The sequence below is a fragment of the Neobacillus fumarioli NBRC 102428 genome (assembly GCF_001591485.1).
GTDB classification, from domain to species: domain Bacteria; phylum Bacillota; class Bacilli; order Bacillales; family Cytobacillaceae; genus Neobacillus; species Neobacillus fumarioli.
Window position 1 is genome coordinate 22,991 of record NZ_BCUZ01000011.1, and the last position, 16,356, is coordinate 39,346.

Sequence of the window (16,356 nt, forward strand, 5' to 3'; positions counted from 1 at the left end):
TAACCACTTCATTATAAACAAAAATAAAAAAAATAAAACGATTTACCAACTTTTTTCTCGAGAATAAAGGAATTGTTGGTAGCGTCCGAGGAAAAAGAGTTGTAAACTATCAGTAGTGTGCAAAAAAAGTCGAATGATCTTGCACGTCTACATACGCGATTGGGAAGGGATTCTATGCAGTCTAAGCTTTTAAGAGGAACATTTATTTTAACAGTAGGAACGATACTTTCAAAAATTCTTGGTTTAATATATGTCATACCTTTTTTCCAAATTGTCGGACTTAAAGGAACCACCCTGTATCAATACTCATACGTTCCATATACGATTTTTATTAGTATTGCCACTGCGGGGGTGCCGCTCGCTGTTTCCAAATTTATCTCGAAGTACAATGCGCTTGAAGAATATGCGGTAGGCAGAAAGCTGTTTAAGTCTGGAGCCTTGATCATGCTTTTGACAGGATTTCTTGCGTTTCTGGTTATGTATCTGGCAGCACCGGTATTGGCAGAAATAAGCACAACCAATAAAGCGGATTTGAAAGGCGTAACGACTGTAATGCGTGCCTTGAGTTTTGCTTTAATTGTCGTGCCATTTATGAGTCTTAACCGCGGGTATTTTCAAGGACATCAGTCGATGGGACCGTCAGCGTTGTCACAGGTTGTCGAGCAAATTGTCCGGGTATTATTTATGTTAATCGGTGCCTGGGCCGTCTTGAAACTATTCAAAGGGTCCATTGTTTCTGCTGTCAGTGTCGCAACATTTGCAGCATTAATTGGTGCAATAGGCGGACTTCTTGTATTATTCTGGTATTGGTATAAGCGAAAGGCTTATTTAGATGAACTCCTTCTTCATGATAAGGGTACAATCGATATTTCCTTGGTCGAAATTTATAAAGAAATCTTCATATATGCTTTTCCGTTTGTGTTAGTCGGAATTGCCAATCCGTTATTCCAAGCGATCGACCAGATTACATTTGAAAGAGCGATGGTGGCGATCGGAAAAACAAAAGAAATGGCATCTGATTATTTTTCTATTTTAAACTTTGAATCACAAAAAATTGTCATTATACCAGTTTCATTGGCAACGGCTTTTTCCTTAACACTGGTACCAAGTATAACGAAAGCATTCGTAGTTGATGATATGAAAAACATGAATCATCAGCTAAATCAGACCTTTCAAGTCCTGTTATTTCTGACATTGCCTGCGTCGATCGGACTTTCGTTATTGGCAGAGCCGGTTTATACGTTATTTTATACACATGATCCAGTTGGAACGGAAGCGTTAAAAGTTTATTCACCTGTGGCCGTTCTGTTCTCGCTTTATTCTGTAACCGCAGCGATTCTGCAGGGAATAAATGAGCAGCGCTTTACCGTATTAAGCTTACTTGTCGGCTTGTTCATTAAATTATCATTAAATATTCCATTGATCAAATCTATGCAAATCAGTGGGGCGGTATTGGCAACAGCACTGGGATATGCTGCAGCAATAATGATTAATTTAATTGTAATTAAAATGTTTTCCCGCTATCATTATCGTTTTGTTTGGAGACGGAGCCTGTTAATTGTCATTTTTACAGCGATTATGTGGTTTTGCACCGGGATTGTCTATAAATTGTTGCACCTATTTCTTTCGCCAGCTTCTAAAAGTCAATCTGTCATCATTGTCCTGATCTGTGGCTTGACAGGAGCAGCCATTTATTTTTATCTCGGGTTAAAATCAGGTTTGGCTCACCGCTTATTTGGTGACAGGCTTGACCGGTTTACATCCAAATTAAAAAAGCCGAAAAGGAGAAAAACAGTTGAGAATTGATAAATTGCTGGCCAATCTGGGCTACGGCAGCCGCAAAGAAGTAAAGCAGCTGCTTAAAAGCGGTGCTGTTAAGGTGGATGACTGTGTGGTGAAGGATCCCAAACAGCATGTCGATCCGAACAAACAGACGGTCACGTTAAATGGAGAAGTGATTGAGTATAAAGAATTTATCTATTTAATGATGAACAAACCGCCGGGAGTCATATCGGCTACAGAGGACAGCATAGATGAAACCGTGATCGATTTATTGGAACTTGAGGATCAAATTTTTAATCCATTTCCGGTCGGAAGACTTGATAAGGACACGGAAGGGCTTTTGTTGATTACAAATGACGGCCAGCTGGCCCACCGGTTGTTATCCCCGAAAAAACATGTTCCCAAGACATATTTTGCGGTAATTGACCGTGAAGTGACCGAAGACGATGTGAAAAGTTTTGCTGAAGGTGTTGTATTAGATGACGGCTACAAAACTAAACCGGGGGAACTCAAAATTTTAAAATCCGGGATTCGTTCGGATATTGAATTAACGATTACGGAAGGCAAGTTCCATCAAGTCAAGCGAATGTTCGAGGCTGTCGGAAAAAAGGTTGTATATCTGAAGCGGATCTCAATGGGGCCGCTCAAGTTGGATGAAACACTCGAACTTGGGGAATATCGTGAATTGACCGATGAAGAAATAGAATTATTAAAAAATGATCAAAGTAAGTAAAAAGCAGCCGATTTCCGGCTGCTTTTTAATACGAAAAAATAAGTAACCGGCTCAACTATGGGTATCTTAATAGTATGAAACTCGGGATTAGGGGGAATTGCTCGTGAAATTGACGCACCAGCAGGCTATTGAATTACACGGCTTTAATAACTTGACGAAATCGTTAAGTTTTAATATGTATGATATCTGTTTCACAAGAACGAAGGAAGAGCGGGAAGCTTATTTACAGTATATTGATGAACAATACAGTGCCCAAAGGCTGACAGCAATCTTAAAAAATGTTTCGGAAATTATTGGCGCTCATATCTTGAATATTGCGAGTCAAGATTTTGAACCAGCTGGGGCAAGTGTGACGTTGTTAGTATCCGAAACTCCGGTGAAACATGCAACAGAAGAAGCGTTTGAGGAATCACCGGGTCCGCTCCCGGAATCAGTCGTCATGCAGCTAGATAAAAGCCATATTACCGTCCATACCTATCCGGAATATCATCCAGATGAAGGAATTAGTACATTTAGAGCTGATATTGATGTAGCCACCTGCGGGGAAATTTCACCGCTCAAGGCACTCCATTATTTAATCCGCTCATTTGAAACAGATGTCATGATCATTGATTATCGGGTGCGCGGCTTCACTAGGGATAAAGATGGGTATAAATTATTTATTGATCATGAGATTAACTCGATTCAAAATTACATACCCGAGGATGTTGGCGAAATGTTTGATATGATTGATGTCAATATCTATCAGGAAAATATTTTTCATACCAAATGCAAGCTCAGGGAATTTGATTTAAATCATTATTTATTCGGGTATACAAAAGACCAACTGACACCGGAAGAATGTACAGAGATTACGGAAAGAATCAAAATGGAAATGGATGAAATTTTTTATGGAAAAAATATTGTCTAAAGCCTGATCACCTCGGGCTTTTATTTATTTTACATGTAATGGGGCTAGATTCTATCATTATACATGATCTAGCACTCATTTTTCTTTATTGTAACATATTGTTCCACAGCCTTGATGTATATTTTTGAACTTTGTCCCATAGATTGGAATGGGGGGATGAGGATGCAATTTTATTATGGGCAGCAAATGCCATTAAGGATATTGGATGAGGCGGAGTTTTGGAAGCATCAGGAGGAGGAGCATACAGTTGTCATTCGTGAGCTTGTGAAAGGGCTTGAGCCGGAATTTATCGATGCATTGAATAAATGGGAAACTGCATTAGCCGAAACACACCAGCAGGTTTTACGCTACATTGAAACCGTGATCCGCTCCGGGTTACAGGTGTCGGATCAATTATACCAACAAGTGCTGCAGTTGGTTTCTTACTGCTTGGAACAAAGCCAAGCATTCATTCATCTTTGTGAACAAATAAAAAACCATAGCAATGCAGTGAGCAGCAATCATACGGCAAAGGTCGTCTTGACCCATATCATTCGTGAATCTGAATATTTTATCGGCATTGCCCAGACATTATTGCTTCAAGACAGCAATCAATAAGAAAAGCGCAAGCGCCTTGGTCAGCCCCGACAGGCAAATGTTCTACAGCCCTAAAAGTCTGGTTTTTGGACTTTTAGGGCTGAAGGTTATTTGTCCCGAGGGGCTAGGCGCTGGAGCTGGACAATTCTCGAAGTCAAAATTTATACTTTCTTTACTTTTCATAAAAAAAAATGCCCCAAATGCATGGCATTTGGGGCATTTTCTATATGATCATCTTCTTATTATTATACAATTGCAGTTCCTGTTCGTTTTCTGTATCCTGGCGCTTTTTCTTGATCCGCAGGTGATAAATTAAATAGCAGGCTGCAACAAACGGAATGGCACAATAGATAGCAATCCGTTGATCCGGGTCAAAAATCAGACTGACGAGAACCGCACAGTTTAATACTAAACCGAGTACCGGAAGGAATGGGAACAGCGGTGTTTTAAACTTAAGATCGCTGACCTTCCCACCTTCGCGAATAAATTTACGACGGAACGCAATTTGAGAACCTGTGATCGAAATCCAGCCGACTTGGGCACCCAGCCCGGCAATGGAAATAAGCCATAGAAAGACGGTTTTTTCAGCTACTACACTTGATAATAGGGATAATAAAGCAATTCCAATCGTAATCATAAGAGCGTTTAACGGAACGCCTCTTTTTGTTACTTTCGTTAAGATAGGACTAGCCATTTTTTCTTTTGACATGGCGTACAGCATCCGAGTTGCGGCATACAAACCGGAATTCGCAACCGAAAGCAGCGCGGTCAAAACAACAAAGTTCATAATATCGGCTGAGTACGGAATGCCGATGCTGTCAAATACTACTACAAATGGACTTTCGATCACTCCGGCTTTGGACATTGGAATTAAACCGGCTAGAACAAAGATTGCTAGCACAAAAAAGAATAAAGTACGCCAAACCGTTTGTCGGATCGATTTTGGAATCGTCTTCTCCGGATTTTCACTCTCACCGGCAGCAATCCCGATTAATTCAGTTCCTTGGAACGAGAAATTCACGGTAATCATCGTCATCAACAGGGCGGTAAGACCGTTAGGCAATAGACCATGTGTCGTGAAATTTCTGAAATATGGTGCTGCTTGTCCGCCTTTCATATGGATAATACCGAACATGGCAGCTCCACCGAGTATAATGAATGCCAAAATGGCTAAAATCTTAATGCTCGAAAACCAAAATTCCGCTTCGCCAAATGCACGTGCTGAGAGTGCGTTTAAACAAAATAAGACAGTTGCAAAAACTAAGCACCATACCCAGACTGGAGAATGCGGGAACCATCGTTGCATCGATTGCCCTGCCGATAATAGTTCTAGTGCAACGGTGACGGCCCAACCCAGCCAGTAAAGCCATCCAAGTGCAAATCCTGTACCAGGGCCGATGAATTTTGTCGTATAAGTTTGAAAAGAACCTGAAATCGGCATGGCAACGGATAATTCCCCAAGGCAGAGCATCGTTAAGAACATAATAAAGCCTCCGACGATATAAGAAAGAATGGCACCCATGGGCCCTGCCTGGTGAATCGTATAGCCCGAGCCTAAAAACAGCCCCGAACCAATGACTCCCCCAAGTGAAATCATAAATAAATGCCTGGTTTTCATTGTTCTTTGCAATTCATTGTTGTTTCCAGGTAATTGCATTAATTTTCCCCCTTCGTTTGCAGAAGTTAAAGCGTTTCCAAAAATCGAAAACCTGTTATCATTATTTTGCCATAATTATAGTATAACTAGTAAGTAAAAAGGAAGAATAAAATTCATGACAAATTATGGTGTAAGAATGATATAAGTTTTCAGTAAATTTAAATGCAAATTTCATGCCAAGAAATTTATCGATATTTACTGCAACTTTTGAAAATTCCAATGCCAAAAAAATTGGCATTCGTATAAAAATTTTGCGGGGCTTATGCCAAATTTTTTGTATAAACCGGAGCAATTATTAAAAAGGAGTATGACTAAAAAGCAAAGCCTGTCCTGTATTTAAAAAGGACAGGCTTGGTAAAAAGCAATCAATTTTAAACCCAGCCCCTGAGTTGGGAAGCTTCGGCGATTTTTTTAATTCCCGTCATATAGGCGGCTAAACGCATATCCACTTTGTGTGCTTGCGCTGTTTGATAAATGTTTTCAAAGGAACGGACCATTACTTTTGTTAACTTTTCTTCGACTTCTTCTTCCGACCAATAGTATCCTTGATTATTTTGCACCCACTCGAAATAAGAAACGGTTACACCGCCGGCGCTGGCAAGGATATCAGGAACAAGTAGAATGCCGCGTTCTGTTAAGATGTTGGTTGCTTCCAATGTTGTTGGGCCGTTCGCTGCTTCCACAACGATCGATGCTTTTATATTATGTGCATTTTTGGCCGTAATTTGATTAGAAATTGCAGCAGGAACGAGAATGTCGCAGTCCAATTCAAGCAGTTCTTGATTCGTAATTGTATTTTCAAATAGTTTTGAGAAAGTCCCAAAGCTGTCTCTTCTGTCAAGGAGGTAGTTGATATCAAGGCCGTTTGGATCATAAATTCCGCCGTATACATCCGAAACTCCAACTACTTTTGCACCGGCATCGTGCATAAATTTAGCTAAGTAACTGCCGGCATTTCCAAAGCCTTGAATCACGACACGTGCGCCTTTTAACTCGATGCCTTTTTTCTTGACGGCTTCATCAATACAAATGGTTACGCCGCGGGCCGTCGCTGTTTCCCGACCTTGGGAACCGCCGAGTACTAGCGGCTTGCCGGTGATGAATCCAGGTGAATCAAATTCGCGTAACCGGCTGTACTCGTCCATCATCCAGGCCATAATTTGCGAATTGGTATAAACATCCGGTGCCGGAATATCTTTTGTCGGCCCTACCACTTGGCTGATGGCCCTGACGTAACCGCGGCTTAAGCGTTCAAGCTCGCGGAAAGACATATTCTTAGGGTCACAAATAATTCCGCCTTTACCTCCGCCATATGGAAGATTGGTAATACCGCACTTTAAGCTCATCCAAATGGACAAGGCTTTTACTTCCTCTTCATTTACTTCCGGGTGAAACCGGACGCCGCCTTTTGTCGGGCCGACGGCATCGTTATGCTGGGAGCGGTATCCAGTGAAAATTTTCACTGTACCATCGTCCATTCTCACCGGAATACGAACTGTTAAAAGTCTGAGCGGCTCTTTTAATAGCTCGTACATATCCTCCTTATAACCTAATTTTGTCAACGCCTGTTTGATTACCTTTTGCGTCGAGTAAAATAGATTTAGTGATTCTTTTTCTTCCTGTTGTTCTTTTTCTAATGTATCAAGTACTGCTGTTGTGGACATCTAAGACACCTCGTCAAAGTAGTGATAAAATTTGTTAACCTAATACTTTATTGATTTTTTCAAACGCCCAGTCGATTTCTTCTTTTGTAATGATTAGTGGCGGAGCAAAGCGAATGACATTGTCATGTGTTTCTTTACATAATAAGCCTTCTTCTTTTAATTGCTCGCAATATGGTCTTGCTGCTTCGGTCAATTCCACGCCGATAAATAAACCTTTACCCCGTACTTCTTTAATTTTTGGGTTAGCAATGGATTTTAATTTGTTAATAAAATAAGTGCCAAGTTCCATGGAGCGTTCCGCTAGTTTTTCTTCTTCGATTACTTCTAATGCCGCGATCGAGACGGCGCAAGCCAATGGATTTCCGCCAAAGGTGGATCCATGAGAACCGGCGTTAAAGACACCTAAAATATCTGAATTGGCTACAACACAGGAAATAGGCATAACGCCTCCGCCTAGCGCTTTTCCTAAAATATACATATCAGGCGAAACGTCTTCCCAGTCACAGGCAAACATTTTTCCGGTACGGGCAAGCCCTGCTTGGATTTCGTCGGCAATAAATAAGACATTGTTAGCTTTACATACCTCGAAAGCTGCCTTTAAGAAGCCTTCCGGTGGAATAATAATACCGGCTTCACCTTGGATTGGCTCAATTAAGAAGGCCGCAGTATTTGGTGTAATAGCCGCTTTCAGGGCTTCAAGATCTCCGTATGGAACCAGCTTAATGCCAGGAACCATCGGCCCAAAGCCGCGTTTGTAATCCGGGTCCGATGATAGTGAAACAGCACCCATTGTCCGGCCATGGAAGTTGCCGATGCAGGCGATAATTTCAGCTTGGTTATCGGCGATGCCTTTCACATCATAGCCCCAGCGGCGAGCTGCCTTAAATGCAGTTTCCACTGCTTCTGCGCCAGTGTTCATCGGAAGCGCCATATCTTTGTTCGTCAGCTTGCAAATTTTCTCATACCAAGGTCCAAGCTGATCGTTATGAAATGCACGGGATGTTAATGTCACTTTTCCAGCTTGTTCAATTAAAGCCTGAATGATTTTTGGATGACGATGCCCTTGGTTAACAGCGGAATAAGCACTCAGCATATCCATATAGCGGGTGCCTTCCGGGCTTTCTACCCATACACCTTCCGCTTTTGAAATCACGATTGGTAGCGGATGGTAGTTGTGAGCGCCAAATTTCTCAGTTTGCTCAATAATTTCTGTTGATTTGCTCATGGTTGTATTCATTTTGTATTCCTCCTGTGATTTAAAGTAATTCAGAAGTCGTTTTTGCCTGCATATGCAATAATAAATAATCAGGACCGCCAGCTTTGGAATCGGTACCGGACATGTTAAAGCCTCCAAATGGTTGATAGCCGACAATGGCTCCTGTACAGCCGCGGTTAATATAAAGGTTACCAACATGGAATTCACGGCGTGCACGTTCAATATGTTCACGATTGTTGGAGATCAATGCACCAGTTAATCCATAGTCCGTATTATTGGCAATTTCCATCATATGTTCAAAGTCACGGGCTTTACAGAAAGCAAGTACTGGTCCGAAAATTTCTTCCTGCATCAGACGAGCCTTTTCATCTACATCTGCAAAAATGGTTGGCTGGATAAAGTAACCTTTTGATTGATCTCCTTCACCGCCAGTCATGAGTCTGCCTTCTTGTTTACCGATTTCAATATAACTCATGATTTTATTGAAAGATTTTTCATCGATAACAGGTCCCATATAGTTGTCTGCTTCTGCCGGATTGCCGACTGTAAGCGTTTTGGTTAAGGCGACAGCTTTTTCAAGTACTTCATCATAGACATCTTGATGGACAACAGCGCGGGAACCTGCTGAGCATTTTTGACCCGAGAAACCGAATGCAGAATAAACAATGGAAGCAACAGCAGTATTCAAATCGGCGTCTTTGTCAACCACTACGGTATCTTTTCCGCCCATTTCTGCAATAACGCGTTTTAGCCAGATTTGTCCCGGTTGTACTTTCGCAGCCCGCTCATAAATGCGGCAGCCGACCTCGCGTGAACCTGTGAAGGAAACAAAGCGTGTTTTTGGATGATCAACCAGATAGTCGCCGATTTCCGCACTGCTGCCTGGAACGAAATTCAATACGCCTTTTGGAAGACCAGCTTCTTCCATAAGCTCTACGAATTTTGCAGCAATAACCGGTGTTGAATTGGCTGGTTTTAGAAGAACGGTATTTCCTGTCACAATCGCAGCGACGGTCGTACCTGCCATAATGGCTAATGGGAAGTTGAATGGTGAAATAATGATTCCGACACCAAGTGGAATGTAGTGATATCCGTTCATTTCCCCAACACGGCTTTCTACAGGCATGCCGTCTTTGATACGGACCATTTGCCGAGCATAATATTCAAGAAAATCGATGGCTTCTGCAGTGTCAGCATCAGCTTCCACCCATGGCTTGCCAGCTTCTTTCACTAACCAGCTGGAAAACTCATGCTTACGGCGTCTTAAGATTGCTGCTGCCCGGAATAAGATATTGGCCCGATGTTCTGGGTTCCAATTTTTCCAAGTTTCAAAAGTTTTAAGGGCAGCCTGCATGGCTTTTTCAGCTAATTCTTTATCGGCCATCGATACAGTGCCAATGACTTCTTCCTTATTTGCCGGATTAATAGAAACGATTTTTTTGTCTGTGGTAATCTTTTCGCCGCCAATTACAAGCGGATATTCTTTGCCAAGCTGTGATTCAACATATAATAAACTTTCTTTAAAAGCTTTTCGATGTTGTTCATCTTTAAAGTTGGTTAACGGTTCGTGTGTATAAGGTCTCAATCTAGTTACCTCCTAAGTTAGTTTACATTTATTGATTATGCAAGTATCGTGCCAACCTTACCCGTCTAGAATTTTTGCAGTTTTTTTATTGATAACGGTTACATAGCCAAATTTTTTTTGCGCAAAATAATTTTATTTCTGGAGATTTCCTGCAAAAATATTTTGCGTTATGAGAGAATATTTGATTAAATAGGATTAGAATGAGCGTTTAAAAGGAGCTTGAAATTCGTGGAAAAGAGCAAAGCAACGATAGATTATTTACAATATCTCAACCAAATGTATCAACGAATTTTAGATGAAGTGGATGTAGGGGTCCATGCTGTCGATGAGACAGGGAAGACCATTATCTATAATAAAAAAATGATGCAGATGGAAGCAATGGACAAACAGGATGTTCTTCATAAAAATCTGCTGGATGTATTTATGTTTAAAGATCATCAATCTAGTACGCTAGTAAAAGCGATTCAAGAGGGGAAAGCAACTAATAATGTGAAACAAACCTATTTCAATAATCGCGGGCGTGAGATTACGACCATTAATAATACGATTCCGATTTTTGCAGGCGGCAAGCTTCAAGGAGCAGTGGAGATTGCCCATGATGTGACAAAGCTGGAAAAACTGCTGAAAGGAAATATGAATACAAATGGTTCCACGCGATATACATTTGACAGTATTACTGGCACCAGCCCCGCAATTCAGGAGGTAGTTGAAGCAGCAAAGCGGGCTTCAAGAACGTCATCCTATGTTCTGATCGTAGGCGAGACAGGAACCGGGAAGGAGCTTTTTGCCCAAAGTATACACAATGCCAGCAGCCGCTTTTCCGGGCCGTTCATTTCACAAAACTGCGCGGCACTGCCTGATAATTTAATTGAAAGTCTATTGTTTGGAACAAAGAAAGGAGCTTTTACGGGAGCGGCGGATCACCCGGGTTTATTTGAACAGGCTCAAGGAGGGACATTGCTGCTGGATGAGATTAATTCGTTAAATTTAAATTTGCAGGCAAAATTACTTCGGGTTCTGCAAGAAAAAACAATAAGGCGGATTGGTGATACAAAGGATACGCCTATTGATGTCAGGGTAATTGCTAATATGAATGAAGACCCAATTGATGCGATTGCCAATAATCGCATGCGCAAAGACTTATATTATCGTTTAGGGGTCGTAACCATCTTTATTCCGCCATTAAGAGAGCGGAAAGAAGACATCCCGCTATTGGTACAAAAATTTATTGAAAAATATAATGATCGGTTTTCAATGCAAGTCAAAGGTTTAAGCGAAGAAGTGCAGCAAGCTTTTCTTGAGTATGATTGGCATGGCAATATCCGTGAGTTGGAGCATATCATTGAGGCGGCAATGAACATTATGATCGATGAAGAGATTATCCAATATGCCCATTTGCCATTCCAATTCCGCAATAGAATGAAGTTAAAAGAACGGATGATTCCCATTTCCTCGGCGCAAAACTTCATCGAGGAAACGAGAGAGACAATTGTCCCGCTTAAAGAGCAGTTGGAGCAATTTGAGAAATCTTACATTAAAGAGGTACTGAAAAAAAATGATTATAATATATCCAAATCAGCGAAATTGTTAGGATTAAGTCGCCAAAGCTTGCAATATCGCATGAGAAAGCTGATGATTGATAGTATTCAGCATTAGCAATAGAAAAATCTCCATTTCATACTGGTGAAATGGAGATTTTAATTACTTTGAACGGTTAAGAAGCTGCCTTTTTTGATTGATTAGTAGGCTTAATCTCTTTTCTCTTCGCTTTGAATGATAGAATAACCAAAATTCCCAATGTAAAAAGAGCTACTGTCGAACCAATGACATTGTTCGGATTGAGGAGAAACCCGATAAAAATAATACATAGAGAAAAGATGCACATAACGGTTGTATAAGGAAACCATTTTAATTGAAACGCTGGTATATTTTTGTACCTAGGGCGAAGCTTTAATTGTGCAGCACAAATGCTGATCCAAATGAACATCACGGTAAAACCGGGAATGGTCATCAAATAACTAATAACTTGGCTTGGTGTTACATAGGCCAAATAAACTCCCAATAAAATAAACATGCCAGTCAGCATAATTCCGGCTATTGGAATACCGGTTCCAGATGTTTTCAATAGCGCTTTTGGCGCTGCGCCATTTTGTGACATGGAGTACAACGTCCGGGATGTTGCATAAATTCCTGAATTAGCTGCTGAGAGAACAGCTGTTAATAGCACAAAATTCATGATTTGGGCTGCACCAGGGAGGCCAACGCTGCTGAAAACTTGAACAAATGGACTGTTCTGTCCAGTAACATGGTTCCATGGCATCATTCCGCAAATAATCAAAATGGGAAGAATATAGAAAATGATAACTCTTAGGACGGCTCCTTTTATAATCTTTGGCAGAACCCGTTCGCTGTCCTTTGTTTCCGTAACGGCTACCCCGATTAATTCGGCACCTCCATATGAGAACATGACAACTAAAAAGGCGCTGAAGGTTCCCTTGAAACCGCTCGGAAATAATCCTCCATGTGATAGATAGTTTGATAGTGGATGATGAACGGTACTTGGGATCACACCTGCAAGCAACAGCACGCCTAAAATAATAAACGCAATTAAGGCGATAATTTTAATGGCGGCAAACCAAAACTCCAGTTCCCCGTAATATTTTACTTGAAATAAATTGATCCCCACGATCACCGCTGCACATAGAAAACTTAACAACCATAGCGGTGCATCCGGCAGCCAAAATTGCAGGAAGCTTCCGGCTGCCAGTAATTCAACAACTATAACAATAATCCAGTTAATCCAATAGAGCCATCCGACAATAAAGGAGAAGCGAAAGCCGAACGCTTCGTGCACAAGGTGCTGGACATTGGAATTGGGAAACGCCAGCGCCATTTCTCCTAACGCCGCCATGATAATAAACAGGATGACGCCGCCGATTAAATAAGTAAAAACGACACTTGGTCCGGCAAGAGCCAGTGTATCAGCACTTCCTTTAAAAATCCCTGTACCAATCATTCCTGCTAATGCCATAAACTGTATATGCCTTGGCAAAAGGCCTTTTTTTAAATCTTGATGTTTTTGTTTCATGATACTCCCTTTTCTCTTTCGCTTAAACGCTTTTAAGCGGTAAAGTGTTTTATATTAATATATCATTTTTTAGGATGAAGTCAATAATTGCCGACAAAAAAGCACGCGATCATTTCGCGTGCTGCTCTTCATTCTTCTTTAGTTTTCTTCCTATTTAAGATGACATCTTTACTTTTCTTTGCGTAGTCGTCCATTTTCCGCGGCTTGGGCTTTTAACCAAGTCATTATAGGCTAATACATTCAAATCTCGTTGTATGGTGCGAGGAGTGATACCAAATTCCTCTACAAGTTCCTGCGTCGTGACAATGCCGTTATCGCGGATAAACATGTAGATACATTTGATGCGGTTTAACATTCGGTTAGTTGAAGGTTTCAAAGAACCACTCCCTATCCTTTTTCTAAACCAATGACGTTTTCCCTCTACCGACAGCCTTTTGAAGAAGATTCTTCACGAATATGTAATTTTCTTTTCCGCGCAGCATCTCCTTTGCATAGATGGATGAAGTGCTACTTGATGTCATACATTTAACCTTATTGTACCCATCATTTCAAAAAATTTCTACTACAGTAGTAAAGTTTTATGAAAATATTTGTATTGATCCTCCTTTCCACGTATTCTTACTATAAAATATGGAACAAAGTATAGAATTTATGATCATTATTTGAATTTTTAGTAAATTTGTTATAGGTTTTTTGACAAGAAGAGTCGCCTAGTAAAGTCTTCGTCCTGCTTAAGCAAAATTGCGTTTAGATAATCGGTCATGATATTGTTAAAGAAATAATAGTAAGAATTAGGGGGTAATCGTATTGACAGCAATTAATTGGCTCGAAGAAGCAGAGAAAAGAAAAGAGGCCCTCATAAAGGATACTCAAAGATTATTACATATTAAAAGTATTTTGGATGAAGAAAATGCCACTTCCGATGCACCACTAGGAAAAGAAGTCAAGGAGGCACTGGATTATATGCTTAAGCTCGGGGAGAGGGACGGATTTGTCGCAAAGAATGTCGGCAATGTTTCTGGACATCTCGAGTTGGGCAATGGGAAAGAACTGGTGGGAATTCTTTGTCATGTCGATGTTGTTCCGGAAGGGGATGGTTGGACAAGCGATCCGTTTGGGGCTGAAATTCGCGGCGGAAAAATATATGCCCGCGGTGCACTTGATGATAAAGGGCCGACAATGGCGGCGTATTATGCCATGAAAATCGTTAAGGAGCTTGAACTGCCGCTTACCAAACGGGTAAGAATGATTATCGGCACGGATGAAGAGAGTAAATGGCGCTGTGTCGAGCATTATTTTAATGAAGAAGAAATGCCGACACTCGGATTTGCCCCGGATGCGGATTTCCCGATTATTAATGCCGAAAAGGGAATTGCTGACTTTGATATGGTTCAGACTTCACTACCTGATTCTAAAACAGAATCAACGGTCAAGGTTGCTAGTTTCGTGTCCGGAAAAAGATACAATATGGTTCCGGATGATGCGAAGGCGGTTATAGTGGTAAAAGGTGACGAAAAGGAAATCATTCGGCAGTTTACTAATTTCATGGACAGGTTTGGGATAGGATATCAATTCCAAACAGAAAAAGGTCAATTAACATTGACAGTTAAAGGCGTATCCGCACATGGAATGGAGCCGCGAAACGGCAAAAATGCTGGACTCTATTTGGCGGAATTTCTGTCCAAGCTTAACCTGGATGAGAAAGCATCCCATTACTTCCAATTTGTTTCTCGCTATTTCTTCGATGATTCGAGGGGCGTTCATCTCGGTGTGGCTTATACCGACGATGTATCCGGGGACTTAACGATTAATGCAGGGAAACTTTCGTATACTCCTGAAACCGGCGGCAGAATTGGCATCACATGCCGGTATTCTGTAACGAACAAAATGGAAGATACCAAAGCAAAGCTGGATGCACTTTTACAGAAGGAAGGCTTTACGATAGAAAACTATTCCGATTCGAAACCCCATTATGTTGATGAGAAAGAATTCCTGATTCAAACGTTAAAAAAGGTATATGAGGAACAAACTGGGGAAAAGGCCGAGCTGATTGCAATTGGGGGAGGAACTTACGCCCGGTCACTAAAAGCTGGTGTGGCATTCGGACCGTTATTCCCGGGGAAACCGGACGTTGCCCATCAGAAAGACGAATATATTGAAATTGACGATTTGCTTAAAGCAACAGCCATTTATGCTCAGGCTATTTATGAATTGGCGAAATAAAAAGATTTCGGAATAGAAGGGGATGGGATCATGGCTCAAGTAATCGTAAATGGAAATTTTGTAGATCGTTCTGAAGCCAAGGTAGATATTGAAGACCGCGGCTATCAGTTCGGTGACGGAGTATATGAAGTCATTCGTGTTTATAATGGAAAAATGTTCACCTTAGCAGAGCACTTGAAACGCTTTGCCAAAAGTTTAGACAGCATCGGGGTATCCCACGCGTACACTGAACAACAATTGACTGTGATGCTTCAAGAATTAATCGAAAGAAACAGCTTGAAAACAGGCATTATTTACATGCAAATGACAAGAGGTGTTGCACCGCGCAATCATGCCTATCCTGCCGGAGATGTACAGCCTACATTTGTCGCTTATACAAAGGGAATGGAACGGCCGGTTGAAAATTTAAAAAATGGTGTGAAAGCCATTCTGACAGAGGATATCCGTTGGCTCCGCTGTGATATTAAAAGCCTAAATCTTCTAGGAAATATTATGGCCAAGCAAAAAGCGGTCCTATCTGGCTGCTATGAAGCGATCCAGTATCGCGGACAGGCTGTGACAGAAGGAAGTTCGTCGAATATTTTGATCGTGAACAAGGATGTTGTCATCACCCATCCATCCGATCAGCGTATTTTAAAAGGAATTACGAAAGAAGTTATACTGCAATTATGCCGCACCAACCAAATCACTGTTGAAGAACGTGTCTTTACGCTGGATGAGTTGGCAGATGCGGATGAAGTGTTCCTGACAAGTACGACCGGTGAGGTCATGCCGATTATTGAAATTGATGGACGAAAGGTGAAAGATGGTGTACCCGGCTCCGTGACACGCAAGCTGCAAGAGCTATTTTCTAAAGAAATAGAAAAACAATGCGGCCCATTATACAATCTTTGAAATAAGACGTGAAAAATCACGTCTTTAT

General features: G+C 41.2%; 13 protein-coding genes. 7 read left to right on the forward strand and 6 right to left on the reverse strand.

The genetic code is table 11. The annotated features are described in order from the left end of the window. Positions 1-174 precede the first annotated feature (174 nt). From BFU02S_RS03835 to BFU02S_RS03850, 4 genes are all read left to right on the forward strand, one after another. Entirely contained in the window at positions 175-1,806 is a 1,632-nt protein-coding gene (locus tag BFU02S_RS03835; protein WP_066366861.1) for a putative polysaccharide biosynthesis protein, read from the forward strand. Next, a complete protein-coding gene (locus BFU02S_RS03840; protein ID WP_066366862.1) occupies positions 1,796-2,515 on the forward strand; it encodes a pseudouridine synthase in 720 nt (239 codons plus the stop codon). Before BFU02S_RS03835 ends, BFU02S_RS03840 begins: the two co-directional genes overlap by 11 nt. A 103-nt stretch (positions 2,516-2,618) precedes the next feature. Further along, positions 2,619-3,425: an adenosylmethionine decarboxylase gene (gene speD, locus BFU02S_RS03845; RefSeq protein WP_066366864.1), complete on the forward strand. Its 807-nt coding sequence runs from the start codon at positions 2,619-2,621 to the stop codon at positions 3,423-3,425. A 162-nt stretch (positions 3,426-3,587) separates the two neighbouring features. Beyond that, entirely contained in the window at positions 3,588-4,022 is a 435-nt protein-coding gene (locus tag BFU02S_RS03850) for a DUF2935 domain-containing protein (RefSeq protein ID WP_066366865.1), read from the forward strand. A 202-nt stretch (positions 4,023-4,224) separates the two neighbouring features. Here BFU02S_RS03850 and BFU02S_RS03855 read toward each other — a convergent pair whose 3' ends face one another. The 4 genes from BFU02S_RS03855 to pruA form a co-directional block, all read right to left on the reverse strand. After that, positions 4,225-5,658: an amino acid permease gene (locus BFU02S_RS03855; protein ID WP_066366867.1), complete on the reverse strand. Its 1,434-nt coding sequence runs from the start codon at positions 5,656-5,658 to the stop codon at positions 4,225-4,227. Between the two features lie 371 nt (positions 5,659-6,029). Further along, positions 6,030-7,322 carry a Glu/Leu/Phe/Val family dehydrogenase gene (locus tag BFU02S_RS03860; protein ID WP_066366870.1) on the reverse strand — a complete coding sequence of 431 codons (1,293 nt, stop codon included), beginning with the start codon at positions 7,320-7,322 and terminating at the stop codon, positions 6,030-6,032. A 34-nt stretch (positions 7,323-7,356) separates the two neighbouring features. Next, positions 7,357-8,559, reverse strand: a complete 1,203-nt coding sequence (locus BFU02S_RS03865) for an ornithine--oxo-acid transaminase (protein WP_066366873.1) — start codon at positions 8,557-8,559, stop codon at positions 7,357-7,359. Between the two features lie 19 nt (positions 8,560-8,578). Next, positions 8,579-10,123, reverse strand: a complete 1,545-nt coding sequence (gene pruA / locus BFU02S_RS03870) for an L-glutamate gamma-semialdehyde dehydrogenase (RefSeq protein ID WP_066366875.1) — start codon at positions 10,121-10,123, stop codon at positions 8,579-8,581. Positions 10,124-10,399: 276 nt separating this feature from the next. Here pruA and BFU02S_RS03875 point away from each other — a divergent pair, with 276 nt between their 5' ends. Next, positions 10,400-11,779 carry a sigma-54 interaction domain-containing protein gene (locus tag BFU02S_RS03875; protein ID WP_066366918.1) on the forward strand — a complete coding sequence of 460 codons (1,380 nt, stop codon included), beginning with the start codon at positions 10,400-10,402 and terminating at the stop codon, positions 11,777-11,779. Positions 11,780-11,837: 58 nt separating this feature from the next. On the opposite strand, the gene BFU02S_RS03880 is transcribed toward BFU02S_RS03875, so the two are convergent. Together BFU02S_RS03880 and BFU02S_RS03885 are read right to left on the reverse strand one after the other, a co-directional pair. Next, the gene (locus BFU02S_RS03880; RefSeq protein WP_066366877.1) at positions 11,838-13,211 is read right to left on the reverse strand and encodes an amino acid permease; all 1,374 of its coding nucleotides are present in this window, start codon (positions 13,209-13,211) and stop codon (positions 11,838-11,840) included. Between the two features lie 154 nt (positions 13,212-13,365). Beyond that, the gene (locus tag BFU02S_RS03885; RefSeq protein WP_066366879.1) at positions 13,366-13,587 is read right to left on the reverse strand and encodes a DeoR family transcriptional regulator; all 222 of its coding nucleotides are present in this window, start codon (positions 13,585-13,587) and stop codon (positions 13,366-13,368) included. 431 nt (positions 13,588-14,018) lie between these two features. On the opposite strand from BFU02S_RS03885, the gene pepV reads away from it, so the two are divergent. Both pepV and dat read left to right on the forward strand, forming a co-directional pair. Next, positions 14,019-15,434: a dipeptidase PepV gene (gene pepV / locus BFU02S_RS03890; RefSeq protein WP_066366881.1), complete on the forward strand. Its 1,416-nt coding sequence runs from the start codon at positions 14,019-14,021 to the stop codon at positions 15,432-15,434. Positions 15,435-15,464: 30 nt separating this feature from the next. Next, a complete protein-coding gene (dat, locus tag BFU02S_RS03895; protein ID WP_066366882.1) occupies positions 15,465-16,328 on the forward strand; it encodes a D-amino-acid transaminase in 864 nt (287 codons plus the stop codon). Positions 16,329-16,356 lie beyond the last annotated feature (28 nt).

Bases quoted from the DNA above. Each gene is read 5' to 3' on its own strand.
- BFU02S_RS03880 (WP_066366877.1), bottom strand. From the start codon at position 13,211: ATGAAACAAAAACATCAAGATTTAAAAAAAGGCCTTTTGCCAAGGCAT.
- BFU02S_RS03875 (WP_066366918.1), top strand. From the start codon at position 10,400: ATGTATCAACGAATTTTAGATGAAGTGGATGTAGGGGTCCATGCTGTC.
- BFU02S_RS03835 (WP_066366861.1), top strand. From the start codon at position 175: ATGCAGTCTAAGCTTTTAAGAGGAACATTTATTTTAACAGTAGGAACG.
- BFU02S_RS03855 (WP_066366867.1), bottom strand. From the start codon at position 5,658: ATGCAATTACCTGGAAACAACAATGAATTGCAAAGAACAATGAAAACC.
- BFU02S_RS03865 (WP_066366873.1), bottom strand. From the start codon at position 8,559: ATGAATACAACCATGAGCAAATCAACAGAAATTATTGAGCAAACTGAG.
- BFU02S_RS03850 (WP_066366865.1), top strand. From the start codon at position 3,588: ATGCAATTTTATTATGGGCAGCAAATGCCATTAAGGATATTGGATGAG.
- dat (WP_066366882.1), top strand. From the start codon at position 15,465: ATGGCTCAAGTAATCGTAAATGGAAATTTTGTAGATCGTTCTGAAGCC.
- BFU02S_RS03860 (WP_066366870.1), bottom strand. From the start codon at position 7,322: ATGTCCACAACAGCAGTACTTGATACATTAGAAAAAGAACAACAGGAA.